This window comes from Cupriavidus sp. USMAHM13, from assembly GCF_001854285.1.
GTDB lineage: Bacteria > Pseudomonadota > Gammaproteobacteria > Burkholderiales > Burkholderiaceae > Cupriavidus > Cupriavidus malaysiensis.
On the sequence record NZ_CP017751.1, the window covers coordinates 1,973,163 to 1,991,929 of the forward strand.

Annotated in this window: 15 protein-coding genes; 13 read left to right on the top strand and 2 right to left on the bottom strand. The window is 70.1% G+C overall.

Going from position 1 to position 18,767, the window contains the following annotated elements:
- Positions 1-3: 3 nt before the first annotated feature.
- Positions 4-1,095, bottom strand: a complete 1,092-nt coding sequence (locus BKK81_RS08680) for a hypothetical protein (RefSeq protein WP_071012118.1) — start codon at positions 1,093-1,095, stop codon at positions 4-6.
- A gap of 141 nt (positions 1,096-1,236) precedes the next feature.
- On the opposite strand from BKK81_RS08680, the gene BKK81_RS08685 reads away from it, so the two are divergent.
- From BKK81_RS08685 to BKK81_RS08700, 4 genes are all read left to right on the top strand, one after another.
- Positions 1,237-2,487: a lipoprotein-releasing ABC transporter permease subunit gene (locus tag BKK81_RS08685; RefSeq protein WP_071012119.1), complete on the top strand. Its 1,251-nt coding sequence runs from the start codon at positions 1,237-1,239 to the stop codon at positions 2,485-2,487.
- Positions 2,480-3,241 carry a lipoprotein-releasing ABC transporter ATP-binding protein LolD gene (lolD, locus tag BKK81_RS08690; protein WP_083384013.1) on the top strand — a complete coding sequence of 254 codons (762 nt, stop codon included), beginning with the start codon at positions 2,480-2,482 and terminating at the stop codon, positions 3,239-3,241. Before BKK81_RS08685 ends, lolD begins: the two co-directional genes overlap by 8 nt.
- 23 nt (positions 3,242-3,264) lie before the next feature.
- The gene (locus tag BKK81_RS08695; protein WP_071012121.1) at positions 3,265-4,107 is read left to right on the top strand and encodes a TatD family hydrolase; all 843 of its coding nucleotides are present in this window, start codon (positions 3,265-3,267) and stop codon (positions 4,105-4,107) included.
- A gap of 72 nt (positions 4,108-4,179) precedes the next feature.
- Positions 4,180-6,684 (top strand): DNA internalization-related competence protein ComEC/Rec2, encoded by a 2,505-nt coding sequence (locus BKK81_RS08700; protein ID WP_071012123.1) that lies wholly within the window; start codon positions 4,180-4,182, stop codon positions 6,682-6,684.
- Positions 6,685-6,723: 39 nt separating this feature from the next.
- On the opposite strand, the gene BKK81_RS08705 is transcribed toward BKK81_RS08700, so the two are convergent.
- Complete coding sequence (locus BKK81_RS08705) at positions 6,724-7,638, bottom strand: MurR/RpiR family transcriptional regulator (protein WP_071012124.1); 915 nt, start codon at positions 7,636-7,638, stop codon at positions 6,724-6,726.
- Between the two features lie 261 nt (positions 7,639-7,899).
- On the opposite strand from BKK81_RS08705, the gene edd reads away from it, so the two are divergent.
- The 9 genes from edd to kdsA all read left to right on the top strand — a co-directional run bounded on the left by edd (position 7,900) and on the right by kdsA (position 18,700).
- A complete protein-coding gene (gene edd / locus BKK81_RS08710; protein WP_071012126.1) occupies positions 7,900-9,783 on the top strand; it encodes a phosphogluconate dehydratase in 1,884 nt (627 codons plus the stop codon).
- 157 nt (positions 9,784-9,940) lie between these two features.
- Positions 9,941-10,438: a gluconokinase gene (locus BKK81_RS08715; RefSeq protein WP_071016243.1), complete on the top strand. Its 498-nt coding sequence runs from the start codon at positions 9,941-9,943 to the stop codon at positions 10,436-10,438.
- A 434-nt stretch (positions 10,439-10,872) separates the two neighbouring features.
- Complete coding sequence (locus BKK81_RS08720) at positions 10,873-12,348, top strand: circularly permuted type 2 ATP-grasp protein (protein ID WP_071012128.1); 1,476 nt, start codon at positions 10,873-10,875, stop codon at positions 12,346-12,348.
- A gap of 42 nt (positions 12,349-12,390) precedes the next feature.
- Complete coding sequence (locus BKK81_RS08725; protein ID WP_071012129.1) at positions 12,391-13,344, top strand: alpha-E domain-containing protein; 954 nt, start codon at positions 12,391-12,393, stop codon at positions 13,342-13,344.
- Between the two features lie 18 nt (positions 13,345-13,362).
- Positions 13,363-14,199 (top strand): transglutaminase family protein, encoded by an 837-nt coding sequence (locus tag BKK81_RS08730; RefSeq protein WP_071012131.1) that lies wholly within the window; start codon positions 13,363-13,365, stop codon positions 14,197-14,199.
- Positions 14,200-14,363: 164 nt separating this feature from the next.
- Positions 14,364-15,185 (top strand): peptidase, encoded by an 822-nt coding sequence (locus tag BKK81_RS08735; RefSeq protein ID WP_071012132.1) that lies wholly within the window; start codon positions 14,364-14,366, stop codon positions 15,183-15,185.
- A gap of 10 nt (positions 15,186-15,195) precedes the next feature.
- Positions 15,196-16,002, top strand: coding sequence for an alpha/beta fold hydrolase (locus BKK81_RS08740; RefSeq protein WP_071012134.1), 807 nt, complete (start codon positions 15,196-15,198; stop codon positions 16,000-16,002).
- Between the two features lie 151 nt (positions 16,003-16,153).
- Positions 16,154-17,806, top strand: coding sequence for a CTP synthase (locus BKK81_RS08745; RefSeq protein ID WP_071012136.1), 1,653 nt, complete (start codon positions 16,154-16,156; stop codon positions 17,804-17,806).
- A 24-nt stretch (positions 17,807-17,830) separates the two neighbouring features.
- Positions 17,831-18,700: a 3-deoxy-8-phosphooctulonate synthase gene (kdsA, locus tag BKK81_RS08750; RefSeq protein WP_071012137.1), complete on the top strand. Its 870-nt coding sequence runs from the start codon at positions 17,831-17,833 to the stop codon at positions 18,698-18,700.
- The last annotated feature ends 67 nt before the right edge of the window (positions 18,701-18,767 follow it).

The following is an 18,767-nucleotide window of genomic DNA, read 5'->3' on the forward strand; positions in this document are numbered from 1 at the left end:
GCGTCATGCCGCCAGCGCCAGGTCGGACAGCAGCGCGCGCCAGTCGCCGCGGCTGCCCAGGCCGCGCCAGAACTTGCGCAGGTCGCCGCGCGTGACGCGGAACTCGGCGAAATGGTTCTCGCCGGCCAGCACCACGGTCAGGGCCTCGCAGCGGCCGCTTTCCAGCGCCGCCAGTGCCGGCGCGAACCAGGCATCCTCCAGGCCGTGCATGGCGTCCAGCCAGCGCCCCCAGTCCTGGCCGATGTGCGCTTCGGCGGCGGCGTCCAGCAGTGCCAGCGCGCTGCCGCCATCGGCCAGCGCGGCCAGCCCGGCCGGCAGCGGCTGGCGGGCCGCCCCGGCGGCGAGGGCCAGGCCGGCGGCGAAGGGGTCGTCGGTGTAGACGGCGTCGGCCAGCCGCGGCACGGCCTGCAGGCGTCCGCCGCCATGCAGCCAGACCGAATTGATCGGCAGTTCCCCGGCGGCTTCGCGGGCCTGGTTGACCGGATGGTCGAACCAGGTCATCTGGATTTCGTTCTGCAGGCGGCGCCAGTCGCGGGCGCGTTCGCCTTCCTGCATCCAGATATCGATATTGCGGCCGGTGGCGCGCAGGGGCGTGGTCGCCTCGAGCGGCCCGAACACCGCTTCGGGCAGGTACCAGCGTCCTGGCGCCAGCGCTTCCAGGCGGATCCCGGACTCGCCCAGCAGCGCGTCCAGGGCGCGGTGCAGCGCCTCCGCCTCGCTGGCGCGCACGCCGAGCCGGGCGGGGTCCATCAGCACCAGGTGGTCGCGCGCGGCGTGGATATGTACCAGTTCCAGGCAGGCCCAGGCCTGTTCGTCGGCACTGCCGCCGTCGGCCAGGCGCATGAAGGGTGCGCTCGGCACCCGCGCGGTGTCCAGGCCGGCGCGGCCGGCCAGCCAGCGTTCGTGCGGCAGGCTGCGCAGATAGGGGTCGTCGTGCCGCTCGCGCGCGCCGGGCGAGGCCCGCGTCAGCAACTTTCCGAGCGCCGGCAGCTCCAACTGGCGCAGCAGGGCAGCGGACATGACGCCTTCGGGGTCATCGTCACCCGTGCCCGGCGGCACGGAAAAAGGCACAATCAGGGTCAGGTGCGTCATCATGATTGCCGAGATTGTAAACTTCCGGCTGGCCGGCGGCGAGCCGGGCCCGGTGGCGCCGGGTGGCGCCGGGTGGCGCCACCGCCGCAAAGGCCGTCCGCCGGGCCGGAGCGGCAGGACCTTACCCGAACAACAGGACACCTCTTGAATTTTCCCTACGAGTGGCAGATCGGCTGGCGCTATACCCGCGCCGGCAAGCGCGCCAGCCGCAATTCCTTCATCTCCTTCATCTCGATGATCTCGATGTCCGGCATCGCCCTGGGGGTGGCCGCGCTGATCGTGGTGCTGTCGGTGATGAACGGCTTCCAGAAGGAGGTGCGCGACCGCATGCTGTCGGTGCTGTCCCATATCGAGATCATGGCGCCCGGTGCGCTGCCAGACTGGCAGCGCACCGCCGCCGAGGCCATGCGCAATAAGGAAGTGATTGGTGCGGCGCCCTATGTGGCAGCACAGGCCATGCTGACGCGCGAGGACGTGGTACGCGGCGTGCTGCTGCGCGGCGTCGACCCGGCCGAGGAGCCCAAGGTCTCGGACCTCGGCAAGCAGTTCCGCGCTGGCGCGCTGGACAAGCTGCAGCCGGGCGGCTTCGGCATCGCGCTGGGCAACGAGCTGGCCAATGCGCTCGGCGTGCAGCCCGGCGACAAGGTCACGCTGGTGGCGCCCCAGGGCACCATCACGCCGGCCGGCGTGCTGCCGCGGCTCAAGCAGTTCACCGTGGTCGGCGTGTTCTCGTCCGGCCATTTCGAGTTCGACAATGCCTTGGCGCTGATCAACCTGCAGGATGCCGAGACCCTGTTCCGGCTGGCGGGCCCCAGCGGCGTGCGCCTCAAGCTGACCGACATGGAGCGTGCGCCGGAAGTGGCCGGGCAGCTGGCCGGCACGCTCACCGGCGATCTCGACGTGCGCGACTGGTCGCAGCAGAACCGCAACTGGTTCGCCGCCGTGAAGACCGAGAAGCGCATGATGTTCATCATCCTGACGCTGATCATCGCCGTGGCCGCGTTCAACCTGGTGTCGACGCTGGTGATGACGGTCACCGACAAGCAGGCCGACATCGCCATCCTGCGCACCATGGGCGCGCAGCCCGGCTCGGTCATGAAGATCTTCATCGTGCAGGGCGTGGCGATCGGTTTCATCGGCACCTTGCTCGGCGTGGCCGGCGGCACCCTGATCGCCACCAATATCGACGTCATCGTCCCCTTCATCGAGCGGCTGCTGCATGTGCAGTTCCTGCCGCGCGACATCTATTTCATCAGCGAACTGCCTTCGGATCCCCGCGTGAACGACATCGCTACCATCGGCATCATCTCCTTCGTGCTGGCCTCCCTGGCCACGCTCTATCCCAGCTGGCGGGCCGCCCGCGTCAATCCGGCGGAGGCGCTGCGCTATGAGTGAGCAGACCGTGATCGGCGCGGGCCTGGCCCGCACGCGGCAGTCCGGCGGCAGCGGCGGCCATGGCGGGCAGGGGGGCGAACCGGTGCTGCAGGCCGAGGGCCTGACCAAGCGCTTCCGCCAGGGCGGGCTCGATGTCGACGTGCTCAAGGGCGTCGACATCCGCATCGTCCCGGGCGAGAAGGTGGCCATCGTCGGCGCCTCCGGTTCGGGCAAGAGCACCCTGCTGCATGTGCTGGGCGGGTTGGACAATCCCGACAGCGGCCGCGTGGCCCTGCAGGGCAAGCCGTTCACGGCGCTGAGCGAGCGTGAGCGCAATGTGGTGCGCAACCGCGCGCTGGGCTTCGTCTACCAGTTCCATCACCTGCTGCCCGAGTTCACCGCGCTGGACAATGTGGCGATGCCGCTGCGCATCCGCGGCCAGAAGCAGGGCGAGGCGCGCGCCGCCGCGCAGGCCATGCTGGAGCGCGTGGGCCTGGGCCGGCGCAGCGAGCACCGTCCGGGCGAGCTGTCGGGCGGGGAGCGCCAGCGCGTGGCCATCGCCCGCGCCCTGGTGGGCCAGCCGGCCTGCGTGCTGGCGGACGAGCCGACCGGCAACCTCGACGACCATACCGCGGGCGGCGTCTATGACCTGATGCTGGACCTGTCGCTCGGCTTCGGCACCAGCTTCGTCATCGTGACCCACGATATCGACCTGGCCAACCGTTGCGATCGCGTGCTGCGGCTGCGCGACGGCCACCTGCACCAGGAGCGCTGAGCCCCCGGCTCCGCGCCAGCGCGATGTGGATCGATACCCACTGCCATCTCGATGCCGCCGAGTTCGATGCGGACCGTGACGCCGTCGCCGCCGCCGCGGACGCCGCCGGCGTCAACGGCATCGTGCTGCCTGCGGTGGCGACCTGGAACTTCGAGGCGGTGCGTGCCTTGTCGCGGCGCCATGCCGGCTGCGTCTACGCGCTCGGCATCCACCCGCTGTGCTCGGCCGAGGCCGGCCAGGCGGACGTCGAGCGCCTGCGCGCCGAGGTCGCGGCGTCGATCGGCGACCCGCGTTTCGTCGGCATCGGCGAGATCGGGCTGGACTTCTTCGTGCCCGGGCTGGACGCCGCGCACCAGACCTGGCTCTATGCCGAACAGCTCAAAATCGCCCGCGAGTTCGAGCTGCCCGTGCTGCTGCACGTGCGCCGTTCGCAGGACCAGGTCGGCGCCCAGCTGCGCCGGCTCGGCGTGCGCCAGGGCATCGCGCATGCTTTCAACGGCAGCATCGACCAGGCCAAGCGCTTTCTCGATCTCGGCCTGAAGCTCGGCTTCGGCGGCAACCTGACCTTCTCGCGCGCGCGGCAGATCCGCCGGCTGGCGGCCGAGCTGCCGCTGGAGGCCATCGTGCTGGAGACCGATGCGCCCGACATCGCGCCTGCCTGGCTGTCCGACGACCAGTTCGGCGAGCAGCACAAGGCGCGCAACACGCCGGCCGAAGTGGCCGGTGTGGCGCGCGTGCTGGGCGAACTGCGCGGCATCGCGCCGCAGCCGCTGGCCGCCGCCATGTGGCGCAACTCGATCGAAGCGCTGCCGCGGCTGGCGGCCTTCGCCGGGATCATGGCGCCGCGGCACACCGTCACAGACTGACACCGCAGCCGGGCGTGAACGCCCGTATAAGCAGGAGCATCGTCATCCGCGCCATGCGCGCAGGGAGTTGCGATGCGCCTGTTCCTGCTGGCTTTCGTCACCGGCTGCTGGTGCCTGCAGCAGCAGCCGGTGCTGCCCGGCCGGGCAGCGGCCGCCGTGCTGCTGCTGGCCGCCGCGCTGCTGGCGGCGTCCGCGTTGTACTGGCGGCGCCGGGCGCGGCCGGCGGCGCGTGCGGCGGTCTGCCTGCTGGGCTTGCTGGCCGGCTTCGGCTGGGCCGGCGGGCGCGCCGTGCAGGCGCTGGATGCCTGGCTGCCCCCCGCGCTCGACGGCAGCGATGTGCGCGTGCGCGGCGTGGTGGCCGGCCTGCCGGCCGAAGCCGAGCGCGGCCTGCGTTTCCGCTTTGCCATCGAGCAGGAGGTTGCCGGCGCAGGCGGTGGAGCTGCTGCCGGCGCGGAAGCAGGTGGCGCGCGCCTGCCGCCCGAGATCCTGCTGGCCTGGAACGAGGCGCCGCCCGGACTGCGGCCGGGCGAGCGGCGCGAGTTCGTGGTGCGCCTGCGGCGGCCGCGCGGGCTAGCGAATCCACACGGGTTCGACTATGCCTACTGGCTGCTCGGCCAAGGCGTGGGGGCGACCGGCTACGTGCGCAGCGCGGGCGAGGGCCACGCCATGGCGGCGGGGGAGCGGCTGGCCTGGCGCATCGCCTCGTGGCGCCACGCGCTGCGCACGCACCTGCGCGCCAACCTGCCGCCGGATGCGCGCTACGGCCCGGTGCTGGTGGCGCTGGTTGTGGGCGACCAGCGCGGCATCTCAGCTGCCGACAGGGAGATATTCAACCGCACCGGCATCGGCCACCTGATCAGCATCTCCGGGCTCCATATCACCATGATCTCCGGCATGGCCGGTGCGCTGGCCGCCTGGGCCTGGCGCCATGCCTTCGGGCTGGGCCGGCGCTGGCGCCGGCCGCCGCCGCTATGGCTGCCGGCGCGGCAGGTCGGCCTGCTGGTGGCGCTGCCGGCAGGCATTGGCTACGGCCTGGTGGCGGGACTCGAGGTGCCTGCCCTGCGCACGGTGGCAATGCTGGTGGTGGCGGTGCTGGCATCCTGGAGCGGACGTACGGTGCCGGGCTCGCTGGTGCTCGGCTGGGCCGCGCTGGCGGCGCTGGTTGTCGATCCATGGGGCGTGATGGCGCCCGGATTCTGGCTCTCCTTCAGTGCCGTGGCGGTGATCTTCCTGGCCGCGGGGCGTCCGCCCGCGGCCCCCGCGGCGGACGGCGCGGACGGCGCCCGCGCGGACCGCTGGCCGGCCCGCCTGCGGGTGGCGCTGGCACAAGCCGCCCATACCCAATGGGTGGTCACGCTGGGCCTGGTGCCGGCCACGCTGCTGTTGTTCCAGCAGACCTCGCTGGTCTCGCCGCTGGCCAACGCGGTGGCCATCCCGCTGGTGAGTTTCGTGGTGACGCCGCTGTCGCTGCTGGCCGCCATCCTGCCGTCGCCGCTGGCCGCACCGCTGCTGGCGCTGGCCCACGCCTGCCTGGCCCTGCTGGGCAGCCTGCTGGCCTGGCTGTCGGCGCCGTCCTGGGCGGTCTGGCGTGCGGCGGCGGCCGGTCCGGTGGCCTTCGCGCTGGCCCTGCCGGGCGTCGCCTGCCTGCTGGCACCGCGTGGCTTCGGCTGGCGCCTGCGCTGGCGCGGGCTGGTGCTGCTGCTGCCGCTGCTGGTGGCGGGGCGGACCCCGGTGGCGGCCGGCGCCTTCCGTGCGACGGCCTTCGATGTCGGCCAGGGCGGTGCGGTGCTGGTCGAGACGCGGCGGCATGCGCTGCTGTTCGACACCGGACCGGCCTACGGCGAAAGCTCCAGCGCGGGCGAGCGGGTCATCGTGCCGCACCTGCGCGCGGCCGGCCTGGGGCGCCTCGATATGCTGATGATCAGCCACGAGCACGCCGACCATGCCGGCGGAGTCGGCGCGGTGCTGGATGCCGTGCCGGTGGCGGCGCTGCGCACCGCGGCGCCGCCCGCGCATGCGCTGCTGTCGCCGCCGCTGCGGTCACCACGCGCGTGGGAGCCCTGCGCCGCCGGGCAGCAATGGGAGTGGGACGGGGTGCGTTTCGCCGTGCTGCATCCGCCGGCGGCGCAGTCGCAGTCGCCGGCCTATGGCAGCAACGCGCGCAGCTGCGTGCTCCATGTGTCGGCGCAGGCCGGTGACGGGGCGGCCCCGAGCCTGCTGCTGACCGGCGATATCGAGCGTGCCGAGGAGGCGGCGCTGCTGTCGTCGTTGCCGGCGCAAGCGCTGCGCGCCAGCGTGCTGATGGTGCCGCACCATGGCAGCGGCACGTCTTCCAGCCCGGCCTTCCTTGCCGCGGTGGCACCGCAGGCCGCTGTGTTCCAGCTGGGCCATGCCAATCGCTTCCGTCATCCGCGTGCCGATGTCTGGGCCCGCTATGGTGCCCAAGGCGTCGCGCGCTACCGCTCGGATGAGAACGGCGCGGTGGTGATCGAGGCCGGGGCGGACGGCGTGGCGATCACGCCGTACCGTCAGCAGGTCCGGCGCTACTGGCGCGAGGCGCCGCCGGCACCGCGCTGAGCATGGCGTGCCGGCCGCGCGGCGCGGATCGCTGGGCGCTCAGGCGCTGCCCTTGCTGCGGCGCGCCGCGCTGGCGGAGCGCTTGGGCCTGGTGTCGCGCGGCGGCATCGACGGCTCCGCGCTGGCGATGCGGCGCTCGCGCAGGTGCGCCTTGGCGCGCTGCAGGCCGGGCGCGACGCTGTCGGCGCGCTCCAGGGCCACGCCGGTGGCCAGCACATCGCCCAGCACCAGGTGGCAGATACGCGAGGTCATGGGGGTATAGACCTCGCTGTCCTCTTCCACGTCGGAAAATACGCAGACGTCCGCGAGCGCCGCCAGCGGCGAGCCGCTGTGCGTGAGCGCCAGCACGCCGGCGCCGCTGCCGCGCGCCAGCGTGGCGGCGGCCAGGATGTCCCAGGTGCGCCCGCTGTTGGAGACCAGCACGGCGACGTCGCCCGGGCGCAGCAGCGCCGCCGACATATTGAAGACGTGCGGGTCGGAGTAGGCGGTGGTGGGAATGCCCAGCCGGAAGAACTTGTGCTGCAGGTCCAGCGCGACGATGCCGGAATTGCCGCAGCCGTAGAACTCGATGCGGCGCGCGTCGGCCAGCAGCCGGATGCCATGTTCGATCTGGTCCGCCGACAGCGCGTTGCGCACGCTCATCAGCGTGGAGAGGGTGCGGTCGAAGACCTTGCCGGCGATGTCGGCGGGACGGTCCTCGGCGCTGACGTCCTGGTGCACGAAGGGTGTGCCGCCGCCCACGTTCTGTGCGAACTGCAGCTTGAACTCGCGGAAGCCGTCGTAGCCCAGCGCGGCGCAGAACCGTGCGATGGTCGGCTGCGATACACCGGCGCGCTCTGCCAGTTCCGGCATCGACAGGCGGATCACGCTGGCGCCGTGCCGTGCCACGTAGTCGGCCAGGCGGCGTTCGGAGGGGCGGAGCGTGTCATAGACGGCGAGGATTCGGTCGCGCATGGAGCAGGGCAGTTGGCAGGTGCGTAGAAAATATGTAGATATTCTACAAGATCGGGTGGCGCATCGTCTTCGCGCGGGAGTCGTGGCGCGGCTAGGGATTTCCCTGAATTTCGCAAAAAATCGGGGGTTTTAGGCGATTGGCGGTTGACGTGGTGTTCGCTTGTCGTTCCGGACTGGATATAATGTAGAAAATCTACATGACCGGATCTCATTCCTCATCCGGTCGACTGCAGCATACTTCCCACGGAGAGTCGTCCCGCCATGCCGCAAACCGTTCATGCCGAAGTCCAGGCCGTGACCGCGCGTATCGTCGCGCACAGCCGTGCCAGCCGCGCTGCCTACCTGGCACGTTGTGAGCGCGCCCAGCGCGAACTGGGCCCGCAACATGGCCTTTCCTGCGCGAACCTTGCGCATGGGTACGCAGCCCTGCCCGCCGCCGACAAGCTGCGCCTGCGCGTCGAGCATGCGCAGAACCTCGGCATCGTCACCGCCTACAACGACATGCTGTCTGCGCACCAGCCTTACGAGCGCTATCCCGGCCTGATCCGCGAGGCGGCGGGCGCGGCCGGTGCGGTGGCCCAGGTGGCCGGCGGCGTGCCGGCCATGTGCGACGGCATCACGCAGGGCAATGCCGGCATGGAGCTGTCGCTGTTCTCGCGCGACGTCATTGCCATGAGCACCGCCGTGGCCCTGTCGCACAACACCTTCGACGCCGCGGTAATGCTGGGCGTGTGCGACAAGATCGTGCCCGGCCTGCTGATGGGTGCGCTGCAGTTCGGCCACCTGCCGGTCGTGTTCGTGCCGGCGGGGCCGATGGCCAGCGGCCTGTCCAACAAGGAGAAGGCCCGGGTGCGCCAGCTCTACGCCACCGGGCAGGTCGGACGCGAGGCGCTGCTGGAGGCGGAGTGCGAGGCCTATCACGGCGCCGGCACCTGCACCTTCTACGGTACCGCCAACAGCAACCAGTTCCTGATGGAGGTGATGGGCCTGCATCTGCCGGGCGCGGCCTTCGTCCATCCCGACACCACGCTGCGTGACGCGCTGACGGCGGCGGCCGCGCAGCGCGCGCTGGCCATCTCGGCGCGCGGCAACGAATACCTGCCGCTGGCGCGCATCGTCGACGAGCGCGCGGTGGTCAACGGCATCGTCGGCCTGCTGGCCACCGGTGGCTCGACCAACCACAGCATCCACCTGGTGGCAATGGCGCGCGCGGCCGGCATCCTCATCGACTGGGACGATTTCGACCGCCTCTCGCGGGCTACGCCGCTGCTGGCGCGGGTCTATCCGAACGGCTCGGCGGACGTCAACCACTTCCACGCGGCCGGCGGTGTCGCCTTCGTGATCCGCGAACTGCTGGATGCCGGGCTGCTGCACGAGGACGTGCAGACCGTCGCCGGTCCCGGCCTGCGGCGCTACACCCAGGAGCCGGTGCTGGACAACGGCATGCTGCGCTGGCGCGACGGCGCCGCTGCCAGTGGCGATGCGCAGGTGCTGGCCACGGCCGCCGCGCCGTTCGCCGCCGAAGGCGGCCTGCGCCTGATGCAGGGCAACCTGGGGCGCGGCGTGATCAAGATCTCGGCGGTGGCGCCGGAGCACCGCGTGGTCGAGGCGCCTGCGCGCGTGTTCGATTCCCAGGAGGCGCTGCAGGCGGCCTTCGCCGCCGGCGAGCTGGACCGTGACGTGGTGGCGGTGGTGCGCTTCCAGGGTCCGGCCGCCAACGGCATGCCGGAACTGCACCGGCTGACGCCGGCGCTGGGTGCGCTGCAGGATGCCGGTCGCCGCGTGGCCCTGGTCACCGACGGCCGCATGTCGGGCGCCTCCGGCAAGGTGCCGGCCGTGATCCATGTGGGGCCCGAGGCACTGGCTGGCGGCATGCTGGCGCGTGTGCGCGACGGCGATCGCATCCGCGTGGACGCCGAAGCTGGCGTCCTGCAATGGCTCGGCGACGCGGCCGAGCTGGCCGCACGCGAGCCCGCGGCGGCGCCTGCCGACGCCTTCGCCGGTTTCAGTGTCGGACGCGGCCTGTTCGGCCTGTTCCGGCGCCAGGCGCGCGACGCCGAAGCCGGCGGCAGCGCGCTGGACCTGTCCGAGGCGGACGCGATGCCGCGCGAGGCTGTCCAAACCGGGGCGGCCGTCGCACAATAGGCTGGCCGTCCGGTATCCCGGCAACCCACCTTCCAATCACCTGGCTTGGTTCCCCGGCGGCGGGCCGCCCGGGAGCCATCGCACGCATGCGAGCGGCGCGATGCACGACAAGCGACAAGGATGGGCACACCATCCGATCCTGATCGACGGAGCAGACATGATCTATATCCTGATGGGCGTATCCGGCAGCGGCAAGACCACGGTCGGCCAGCTGCTGGCACAGCGGCTGCAATGCGGCTTCCATGACGCCGACGAATTCCACAGCGAGGCCAACAAGGCCAAGATGCACGCCGGCGTGCCGCTGACCGACGAAGACCGCTGGCCGTGGCTGGCCGCCATGCGGGCGGCCATCGATGCCGCGCGCGCCGAGGGACGCACGCACGTGTTCACATGCTCGGCCTTGCGCCAGGTCTACCGCGACCGGCTGACGCCGCCCGAGGGCGGCGTGACCTTCGTCTTCATGAAGGGCGATGCCGGACTGATCGGGCAGCGCCTGTCGGCGCGCAGCGGCCATTTCTTCAACCCGGCGCTGCTGCACAGCCAGTTCGAGACGCTGGAGGAACCCGACGGCGCGCTGGTGATCGACATCCGCCGCCCGCCGGAGGCGCTGGTGGACGCCATCCTGGCCGAAGCGCCGGCGCGCGCGGGGGACTGAGGGGCCGTCGGCGGGCTCCCGTACCACCCAGGCCACCGGGCCGCCGGGCGCCGCCGCGCCCGGCGCACGCCACCCGTCTTCCCCGTCTTCCCCGTCTTCCCCGTCTTCCCCGTCTTCCCCGTCTTCCCCGTCTTCCCCGTCTTCCCCGTCTTCCCCGTCTTCCCCGTCTTCCCCGTCTTCCCCGTCTTCCCCGTCTTCCCCGTCTTCCCCGTGCCTGGCAAGTATCTTGCTTGATCCCCACGGGCCTCGGGAATGCCGCAGCTTGCGGCCGGCGCCGGCGCGGGTATGCTGGAAGAGCCAGCATGCGGCACCGCAGCCAGCGCTGCCGGGGCCGCGCAGGGGGGTTCCCCAGATCGCAAGGCTGGGGACGCGAACATGGCCAACAACGGGCGGCCGGCAGTCCGGAACGCCCTCGACACGGAGGATGGGCCATCATGGCGGCGGCGCGGTTTTTCGACGAGATGCTGGACTGGAGGGGCGAAGGGGTCCCGGCCATCCAGGCGGGGCAGGACCTGCCGGCGGGCGCGGTGCGGCCGCACTACCGGCAGTTTGCGGACTGGCTGGCGCGGCAGTCGGAAGCGACCATGGCCAACAAGCGCGCGGAGGCGGACCTGATCTTCCGCCGGGTGGGCATCACCTTCGCGGTGTACGGCGACAAGGACGAAACCAACAGCGGCACCGAGCGCACCATTCCGTTCGACGTGATTCCGCGCATCTTCCCGGCGTCGGAGTGGGCGGTGCTGGAGCGCGGGTTGCGCCAGCGCGTGGCGGCGCTGAACCGCTTCATCCATGACATCTACCACGGCCAGGACATCATCCGCGCGGGCGTGATCCCGCCGGACCAGATCTACAACAACGCGCAGTACCGGCCGGAGATGCTCGGCATCGCGGTGCCGCAGGACATCTACGCCCACGTCGCCGGCATCGATGTGGTGCGCGCCGGCGAGGGCGAGTTCTACGTGCTCGAGGACAATCTGCGCGTGCCGTCCGGCGTGTCGTACATGCTGGAAAACCGCAAGATGATGATGCGCTTGTTCCCGGATCTGTTCGCGCGCAACCGGGTGGCGCCCGTGGCCCACTATCCCGACCTGCTGCTCGACATGCTGCGCAGCGTGTCGCCGCAGGCCATCGCCGATCCCACTGTGGTGGTGCTGACACCGGGCATGTACAACTCGGCCTATTTCGAGCACGCCTTCCTGGCGCAGCAGATGGGGGTGGAGCTGGTCGAGGGCAGCGACCTGTTCGTACAGGACGACTACCTGTACATGCGTACCACGCAGGGCCCGCAGCGCATCGACGTGATCTACCGCCGTGTCGACGACGATTTCCTCGACCCGCTGGCCTTCCGCCCGGATTCGGCGCTAGGCGCCGCCGGCCTGCTGTCGGTCTATCGGGCCGGCAACGTGACCATCTGCAATGCGATCGGCACCGGCGTGGCCGACGACAAGTCGATCTATCCCTACGTGCCGGACATGATCCGCTTCTACCTGGGCGAGGAGCCGGTGCTGGCCAACGTGCCCACCTATATGTGCCGCCGGCCGGACGACCTGCAGTACGTGCTTGACCACATGGGCGAACTGGTGGTCAAGGAAACCCACGGCGCGGGCGGCTACGGCATGCTGGTCGGCCCGGCCGCCACGCGCGCGGAGATCGATGTCTTCCGCGAGGTCGTCAGGGCGCGGCCGGAGCAGTACATCGCCCAGCCCACGCTGGCCTTGTCCACCTGCCCGACCTATGTGGAGTCCGGCATCGCGCCGCGCCATATCGACCTGCGTCCCTTCGTGCTGTCGGGGCGCGAGGTGCGCATGGTGCCCGGCGGGCTGACGCGCGTGGCCTTGCGCGAGGGCTCGCTGGTGGTCAATTCCTCCCAGGGCGGGGGCACCAAGGACACGTGGGTGCTGGAGCGCTGAGACAGCGCCGGCCACGACCATTGCATTGCCAGGAGCCGAACCATGCTGAGCCGCACCGCCGACCATCTGTTCTGGATGGCGCGCTACACCGAGCGCGCGGAAAACACCGCGCGCATGCTCGACGTCAACTACCAGACCTCGCTGCTGCCGCAGTCCGCCGAAGTGGCGGAGCAGGGCTGGTGGGCCATGCTCGACATTTCCGAGCTGACGCGTGCCTTCGACGACAAGTACGGGCTGCTGTCGCGCGACGACGTGATCGATTTCATGGTGCGCGACATGACCAATCCCTCGTCCATCATGAGCTGCCTGCGTGCCGCGCGCGAAAACGCCCGTGCGGTGCGCGGCTCGCTGACGACCGAGGTGTGGGAGACCATCAACACCACCTGGCTGGAGGTGCAGCGCCTGATCGCCGACGGCGAACTGCAGCAGGATCCATCGCGTTTCTTCGAGTGGGTCAAGTTCCGCTCCCACCTGGCGCGTGGCGTGCAGTTCGGCACCATGCTCAAGGACGATGCCTTCCACTTCATGCGCCTCGGCACCTTCCTCGAGCGCGCCGACAACACGGCGCGCATCCTGGATGTCAAGTTCCAGTCGGAAGGCGGCGACGAGAGCGACCCGCAGCGCATGGAGAGCGATTTCTACCACTGGGCGGCGGTGCTGCGTTCGGTGTCCGGCTTCGAGGTCTATCGCAAGATCTACCGCACGGTGATCACCCCGGAACGGGTGGCCGAGTTGCTGATCCTGCGGCCGGACATGCCGCGCTCGCTGGTGTCGAGCATGGAGGAGGTGGTATCGATCCTGGCGCAGGTGCGCAACCAGCAGTCGGGCGAGACCGAGCGGCAGGCCGGCAAACTGCACGCCGACCTGAAGTACGCGCGCATCGACGATATCTTCGCGGTCGGCCTGCATGCCTTCCTGACCAGCTTCCTGGAGCGCATCGGCGGGCTGGGCAACGGCATCAGCGTCGATTTCCTGGTGCCGCCGCTGGCCGCGTGAGCGAGCCGGACCGCTGCCGTGCGCTACAGGATCCGCCACCACACCGTCTACCGTTACGCGGAGCCCGTGCGGCGCAGCGTCCATGAGCTGCGCCTGGCGCCGCGCTCGGGGCCGCTGCAGGCGGTCCATGGCTGGCAGATCGCGGCGCCCGGCCGGCTGTCGGAAGCGCGCGACGGCTTCGGCAACATCGTCCACAGCTTCACCCTCGGCGCGCCGAGCGACACCATCGGCATCACCGCCTGGGGCGAGGTGGAGGTGCTGGGAATGCAGGCCGGGACGCACGGCGCCTTCCAGGACGCCGGCGCCGATGGCGAGGTGCGGGTGTCGCCGCTTTACTTCCTCTCGGCGACGCCGCTGACCGCGGCGCCGGCGCCGTTGCGTGCGTTTGCCGCGCCGTTCCTGGCCGCGCGCCGCGATGTGCCGGCGCTGCTGGCGCTGGCCGCTGCGGTGGCCGCCCGGGTGCGCTACCAGCCCAATGCCACCAGCGTGGATACGGCGGCGGCGGAGGCCTTTGCGCGTGGCGCCGGCGTGTGCCAGGACCAGGCGCAAGTCATGGTGGCGGCCTGTCGTTCCCTGGGCATCCCGGCGCGCTATGTCAGCGGCTACTTCTACGACCCCAAGGCCGAGGCCCTGGCGAGCCACGCCTGGGCCGACATCTGCCTCGATGCCGGGCGCGGCCTGTGGTGCAGCATCGATGTCACGCACCGCTGCCTGACCGGGGGGCGCCACGTGCGCCTCGCGGTGGGGCGAGACTATCCATCGGCTGCACCGATCCGGGGCGTGCGCGAGGGCGGCAGCGGCGAAGCCCTGTCGGTGCGCATCGAGATCATGCCGGCGCAGGCGGGCGCAGCGTAGTCCCGCGGGGGGGGGGGGGCGGGAGGGCGTGGGCGCGCGCAACCGAGGGATGCCTCCAGCGGCGCCGCGGCCGCCGGCGCTAGAATGATGCCCGCAAGATCCCGGCGGCCGGCCTGGCCGCCGGGCCCGCCTTTGCACGACAACCCAAGGTATCCGAGAAGAAGATGACGTACTGCGTGGCCATGCGGCTCGATGCCGGCCTGGTATTCCTGTCCGACTCCCGCACTAATGCCGGCGTCGATGCCGTCGCCACCGCGCGCAAGATGACGGTGTTCGAGGAGCCGGGCGACCGGGTCATGGTGCTGATGACGGCCGGCAACCTGGCCATCAGCCAGGCGGTGCGCCAGATCCTGGTGGAAGGGCGCGACGAGGCGCGCTCGCTGTGGAAGGCGCGTGACATGTTCGAGGCTGCAACCCTGGTCGGCGATGCCGTGCGCCAGGTGCATAAGCGCGACGCCCACGCGCTGCGCGAGGCCGGTATCGAATTCAACGTCAGCATGATCTTCGGCGGCCAGGTCCGCGGCGAGCGGGCCCGCCTGTTTCAACTCTACGCGGCCGGCAACTTCGTCGAGGCCATGCCCGAGAACTGCTACTTCCAGATCGGCGAGGCCAAGTACGGCAAGCCCATCGTGGACCGCGTGGTGCAGCCTTCGATGCCGTTGGGGGAAGCGGCGAAATGCGCGCTGATCTCGATGGATTCGACGTTGAAGTCGAATATTTCGGTGGGTTTGCCACTCGACCTGCTGGTCTATGAAGCGGATGCGCTGCGCGTCACGCGCTTCGTCAACATCGACGAGAAGAACGCCTATTTCCGCATGATCCGCGATACCTGGGGGCAGCGCCTGCGCCAGGTTTTCGGCGAGATCAGCGATCCGCAGTGGGATGCTTCCCTGCCGGCCGAATTCCCGCTGGCCCGCCAGGGCGAAGCCGACCGCTGGGGCCAGCCGGTGCGCGCGCGCCGGCGGCGCCCGGGCACGCCGGCTTGAGGGGGAGGCGATGCGCGAGATCATCCACTTTTCCCATGCCAACGGCTTTCCCGTCTCCACCTACCGCAAGCTGTTCGGCCTGCTCGAGGACGATTTCGAACTGCGCGCCGTCGAACGCTATGGCCATCATCCGGACTATCCGGTCACGCGGGAATGGCCGCACCTGGTCGAGCAGCTGCTGGCCTCGATCGATGAGCGCTACCGCGAGCCGGTCTGGCTGGTCGGGCACTCGCTGGGCGGCTTCCTGTCGCTGATGGCCGCGTTGCGGCGCCCGGCGCGCGTGCGCGGCGTGCTGATGCTCGATTCGCCGGTCATCGCCGGCTGGCGGGCCTCGCTGCTGAAGGCCGCGCAGGCGCTCGGCCTGGACGAGCGGCCCAGTCCGGCGGCCGCCACCAAGCGGCGCCGCACGCACTGGCCCGACGCGGAGTCGGTCTGGCAGCACTTCAAGTCCAAGCCGAACTTCGCCGTGTGGGACGAGGAGGTGCTGCGCGACTATGTCGAGCACGGCACCGAGGCCACGGGCAAGGCGCAGGAACGCCGGCTGCGTTTCGAGCGCCAGGTGGAATACGACATCTACCGGACCCTGCCTACCAGCCTGGGACGCCAGTTGGCGGGCGGGGCGCCGGTGCCCGTGGCCTTTATCGCCGGCACCCGCTCGCGCGAGGTGCGGCAGTGCGGCATGGGTGCCACGCGCAGGCTGGTGGGCGAGCACCTGCGCTTCATCGAGGGCGGCCACCTGTATCCGATGGAGCAGCCCGGACAGACCGCGGTGCTGGTGCGGGAATTGATCGGCGCGATGCGCGCGGCGGGGCACTGATAGCGGTGTCCGGCGGCGTGCGCCGGGCAGGTGCCGCGGGCAAGCGCTGCATAGGCCATGGCGTGCCCGGCCGGCGGCTGCGCGGCGAATTTCGCGGCCGCGTGGGGCGGGCTCTCATGTATAATCCCGATTTCCCCGGCAAGCTCGGTTTATGACCAAATTCGTCTTCGTCACCGGTGGCGTCGTCTCTTCCCTCGGCAAGGGCATCGCTGCCGCCTCGCTCGCGGCCATTCTTGAGTCGCGCGGCCTCAAAGTCACCCTCCTCAAGCTCGATCCCTACATCAACGTCGATCCCGGCACGATGAGCCCCTTCCAGCATGGAGAGGTGTTCGTGACCGAGGACGGTGCGGAGACCGACCTGGATCTCGGCCACTACGAGCGTTTCGTCTCGGCCAAGATGCGCAAGTCGAACAACTTCACCACCGGCCAGATCTACGAATCGGTGATCCGCAAGGAGCGTCGCGGCGAATACCTGGGCAAGACCGTGCAGGTGATTCCCCATATCACCAACGAGATCCAGGCCTTCATCGAGCGCGGCGCGGCCGCCTCGCACGACGGCAAGGCCGACGTGGCGCTGGTCGAGATCGGCGGCACCGTGGGCGACATCGAGTCGCTGCCCTTCCTCGAGGCGGCGCGCCAGATGAGCCTGCGCATGGGCCGCAACCATGCCGCCTTCGTGCACCTGACGCTGGTGCCGTTCATCGCCAGCGCCGGTGAGCTGAAGACCAAGCCGACCCAGCACTCGGTGCAGAAGCTGCGCGAGATCGGTATCTCGCCGACCGCGCTGCTGTGCCGCGCCGACCGCCCGATCCCGGACGACGAGCGCGCCAAGATCTCGCTGTTCGCCAATATTCCGCAGGATGCCGTGATTTCCGTGTGGGATGCGGACAGCATCTACAAGATCCCGCAGATGCTCAACGAGCAGGGCCTGGACCGCCTGATCTGCGAGGAACTGCGCCTGGACCCGAAGCCGGCCGACCTGTCGATGTGGCAGCGCCTGGTCAACGCCCAGGAAAACCCGCAGCACGAGATCACCATCGGCATGGTCGGCAAGTACGTCGACCTGACCGAGTCCTACAAGTCGCTGATCGAGGCGCTGCGCCACGCCGGCATGCACACCGCGACCCGCGTCAACATCGAGTACATCGATTCCGAGGAACTGGAATCGGGCCACCTCGAAGTGCTCAAGCCGCTGGACGCCATCCTGGTGCCGGGCGGCTTCGGCAAGCGCGGCACCGAAGGCAAGATCCGCGCGATCCAGTACGCCCGCGAGAACAAGGTGCCCTACCTGGGCATCTGCCTGGGCATGCAGCTGGCCGTGATCGAATTCGCCCGCCACGTGGCAGGCATGGGCGATGCGAACTCCACCGAGTTCAACCTCGAGACCGAGCACCCGGTGGTCGCGCTGATCACCGAGTGGGTGGACCGCGAAGGCAAGGTCGAGCAACGCAGCGCCGATTCCGACCTGGGCGGCACCATGCGCCTGGGCGCGCAGCGCGTGCCGGTCAGGGAAGGCACCAAGGCTGCGCAGATCTACGGCGCCGAGGTCAACGAGCGCCATCGCCACCGCTACGAGGTCAACAACCACTACGTGCCGCAGCTGGAGCAGGCCGGCATGGTGATTTCCGCGCGTACCCCGACCGAGAACCTGCCGGAGATGATGGAGCTGCCGGACAGCCTGCATCCCTGGTTCGTCGGCGTGCAGTTCCACCCGGAATTCACCTCGACCCCGCGCGACGGCCACCCGCTGTTCAAGGCCTACGTCGAAGCGGCACTGGCCAACCAGCAGCGCAAGGCAGGCTGAGGCCGCGGCAGGCAGGAGAGAGCGATGAAACTCTGCGGATTCGAAGCCGGGCTCGAGCAGCCCTTCTTCCTGATTGCCGGGCCCTGCGTGATCGAGTCGCAGCAGATGGCGCTGGACACCGCCGGTGCACTCAAGGAGATCACCGGCGAGCTGGGCATTCCTTTTATCTACAAGTCCTCGTTCGACAAGGCCAACCGCTCGTCGGGCAAGTCCTTCCGCGGACTGGGCATGGAGAAGGGACTGGAGATCCTGGCCACGGTCAAGCGCGAGATCGGCGTGCCGGTGCTGACCGACGTGCACGAGATCGAGGAGATCAAGCCGGTCGCGGCCGTGGTCGACGTGCTGCAGACGCCGGCCTTCCTGTGCCGTCAGACGGATTTCATCCGTGCCTGCGCGCAGAGCGGCAAGCCCGTCAACATCAAGAAGGGCCAGTTCCTGGCGCCGCATGACATGAAGAATGTCATCGACAAGGCGCGCGAGGCCGCCCGCGAGGCAGGCCTGCCCGAAGACAGCTTCATGGCCTGCGAGCGCGGCGTGTCCTTCGGCTACAACAACCTCGTCTCGGACATGCGCTCGCTGGCGATCATGCGTGAGACGGGTGCCCCCGTCGTGTTCGACGCGACCCACTCGGTGCAGTTGCCGGGCGGGCAGGGCACCAGTTCGGGCGGCCAGCGCGAGTTCGTGCCGGTGCTGTCGCGCGCTGCCGTGGCCACCGGCGTGGCCGGGCTGTTCATGGAAACGCATCCGGACCCCGCCAAGGCGCTGTCGGACGGCCCCAATGCCGTGCCGCTGTCGCGCATGAAGGAGTTGCTCTCGGTGCTGAGAGACCTGGATGCGCTGACCAAGCGCGCCGGCTTCCTGGAAGACAATTTCGGCTGGCCCGCCTGCGCCTGACCGACGCCAGGCCTCGCCGCCGGTTCTCCTTGCGGGGCCGGCGGTGACGGCAGGTATCGAAAGACAA

Excerpts from the sequence above, each read along its gene's own strand:
- BKK81_RS08715 (WP_071016243.1), top strand. The coding sequence starts at position 9,941 with ATGATCTATATCCTGATGGGCGTATCCGGCAGCGGCAAGACCACGGTC.
- BKK81_RS08740 (WP_071012134.1), top strand. The coding sequence starts at position 15,196 with ATGCGCGAGATCATCCACTTTTCCCATGCCAACGGCTTTCCCGTCTCC.
- BKK81_RS08695 (WP_071012121.1), top strand. The coding sequence starts at position 3,265 with ATGTGGATCGATACCCACTGCCATCTCGATGCCGCCGAGTTCGATGCG.
- lolD (WP_083384013.1), top strand. The coding sequence starts at position 2,480 with ATGAGTGAGCAGACCGTGATCGGCGCGGGCCTGGCCCGCACGCGGCAG.
- BKK81_RS08700 (WP_071012123.1), top strand. The coding sequence starts at position 4,180 with ATGCGCCTGTTCCTGCTGGCTTTCGTCACCGGCTGCTGGTGCCTGCAG.
- BKK81_RS08725 (WP_071012129.1), top strand. The coding sequence starts at position 12,391 with ATGCTGAGCCGCACCGCCGACCATCTGTTCTGGATGGCGCGCTACACC.
- BKK81_RS08680 (WP_071012118.1), bottom strand. The coding sequence starts at position 1,095 with ATGATGACGCACCTGACCCTGATTGTGCCTTTTTCCGTGCCGCCGGGC.
- BKK81_RS08735 (WP_071012132.1), top strand. The coding sequence starts at position 14,364 with ATGACGTACTGCGTGGCCATGCGGCTCGATGCCGGCCTGGTATTCCTG.
- BKK81_RS08705 (WP_071012124.1), bottom strand. The coding sequence starts at position 7,638 with ATGCGCGACCGAATCCTCGCCGTCTATGACACGCTCCGCCCCTCCGAA.
- BKK81_RS08745 (WP_071012136.1), top strand. The coding sequence starts at position 16,154 with ATGACCAAATTCGTCTTCGTCACCGGTGGCGTCGTCTCTTCCCTCGGC.
- kdsA (WP_071012137.1), top strand. The coding sequence starts at position 17,831 with ATGAAACTCTGCGGATTCGAAGCCGGGCTCGAGCAGCCCTTCTTCCTG.
- BKK81_RS08720 (WP_071012128.1), top strand. The coding sequence starts at position 10,873 with ATGGCGGCGGCGCGGTTTTTCGACGAGATGCTGGACTGGAGGGGCGAA.
- edd (WP_071012126.1), top strand. The coding sequence starts at position 7,900 with ATGCCGCAAACCGTTCATGCCGAAGTCCAGGCCGTGACCGCGCGTATC.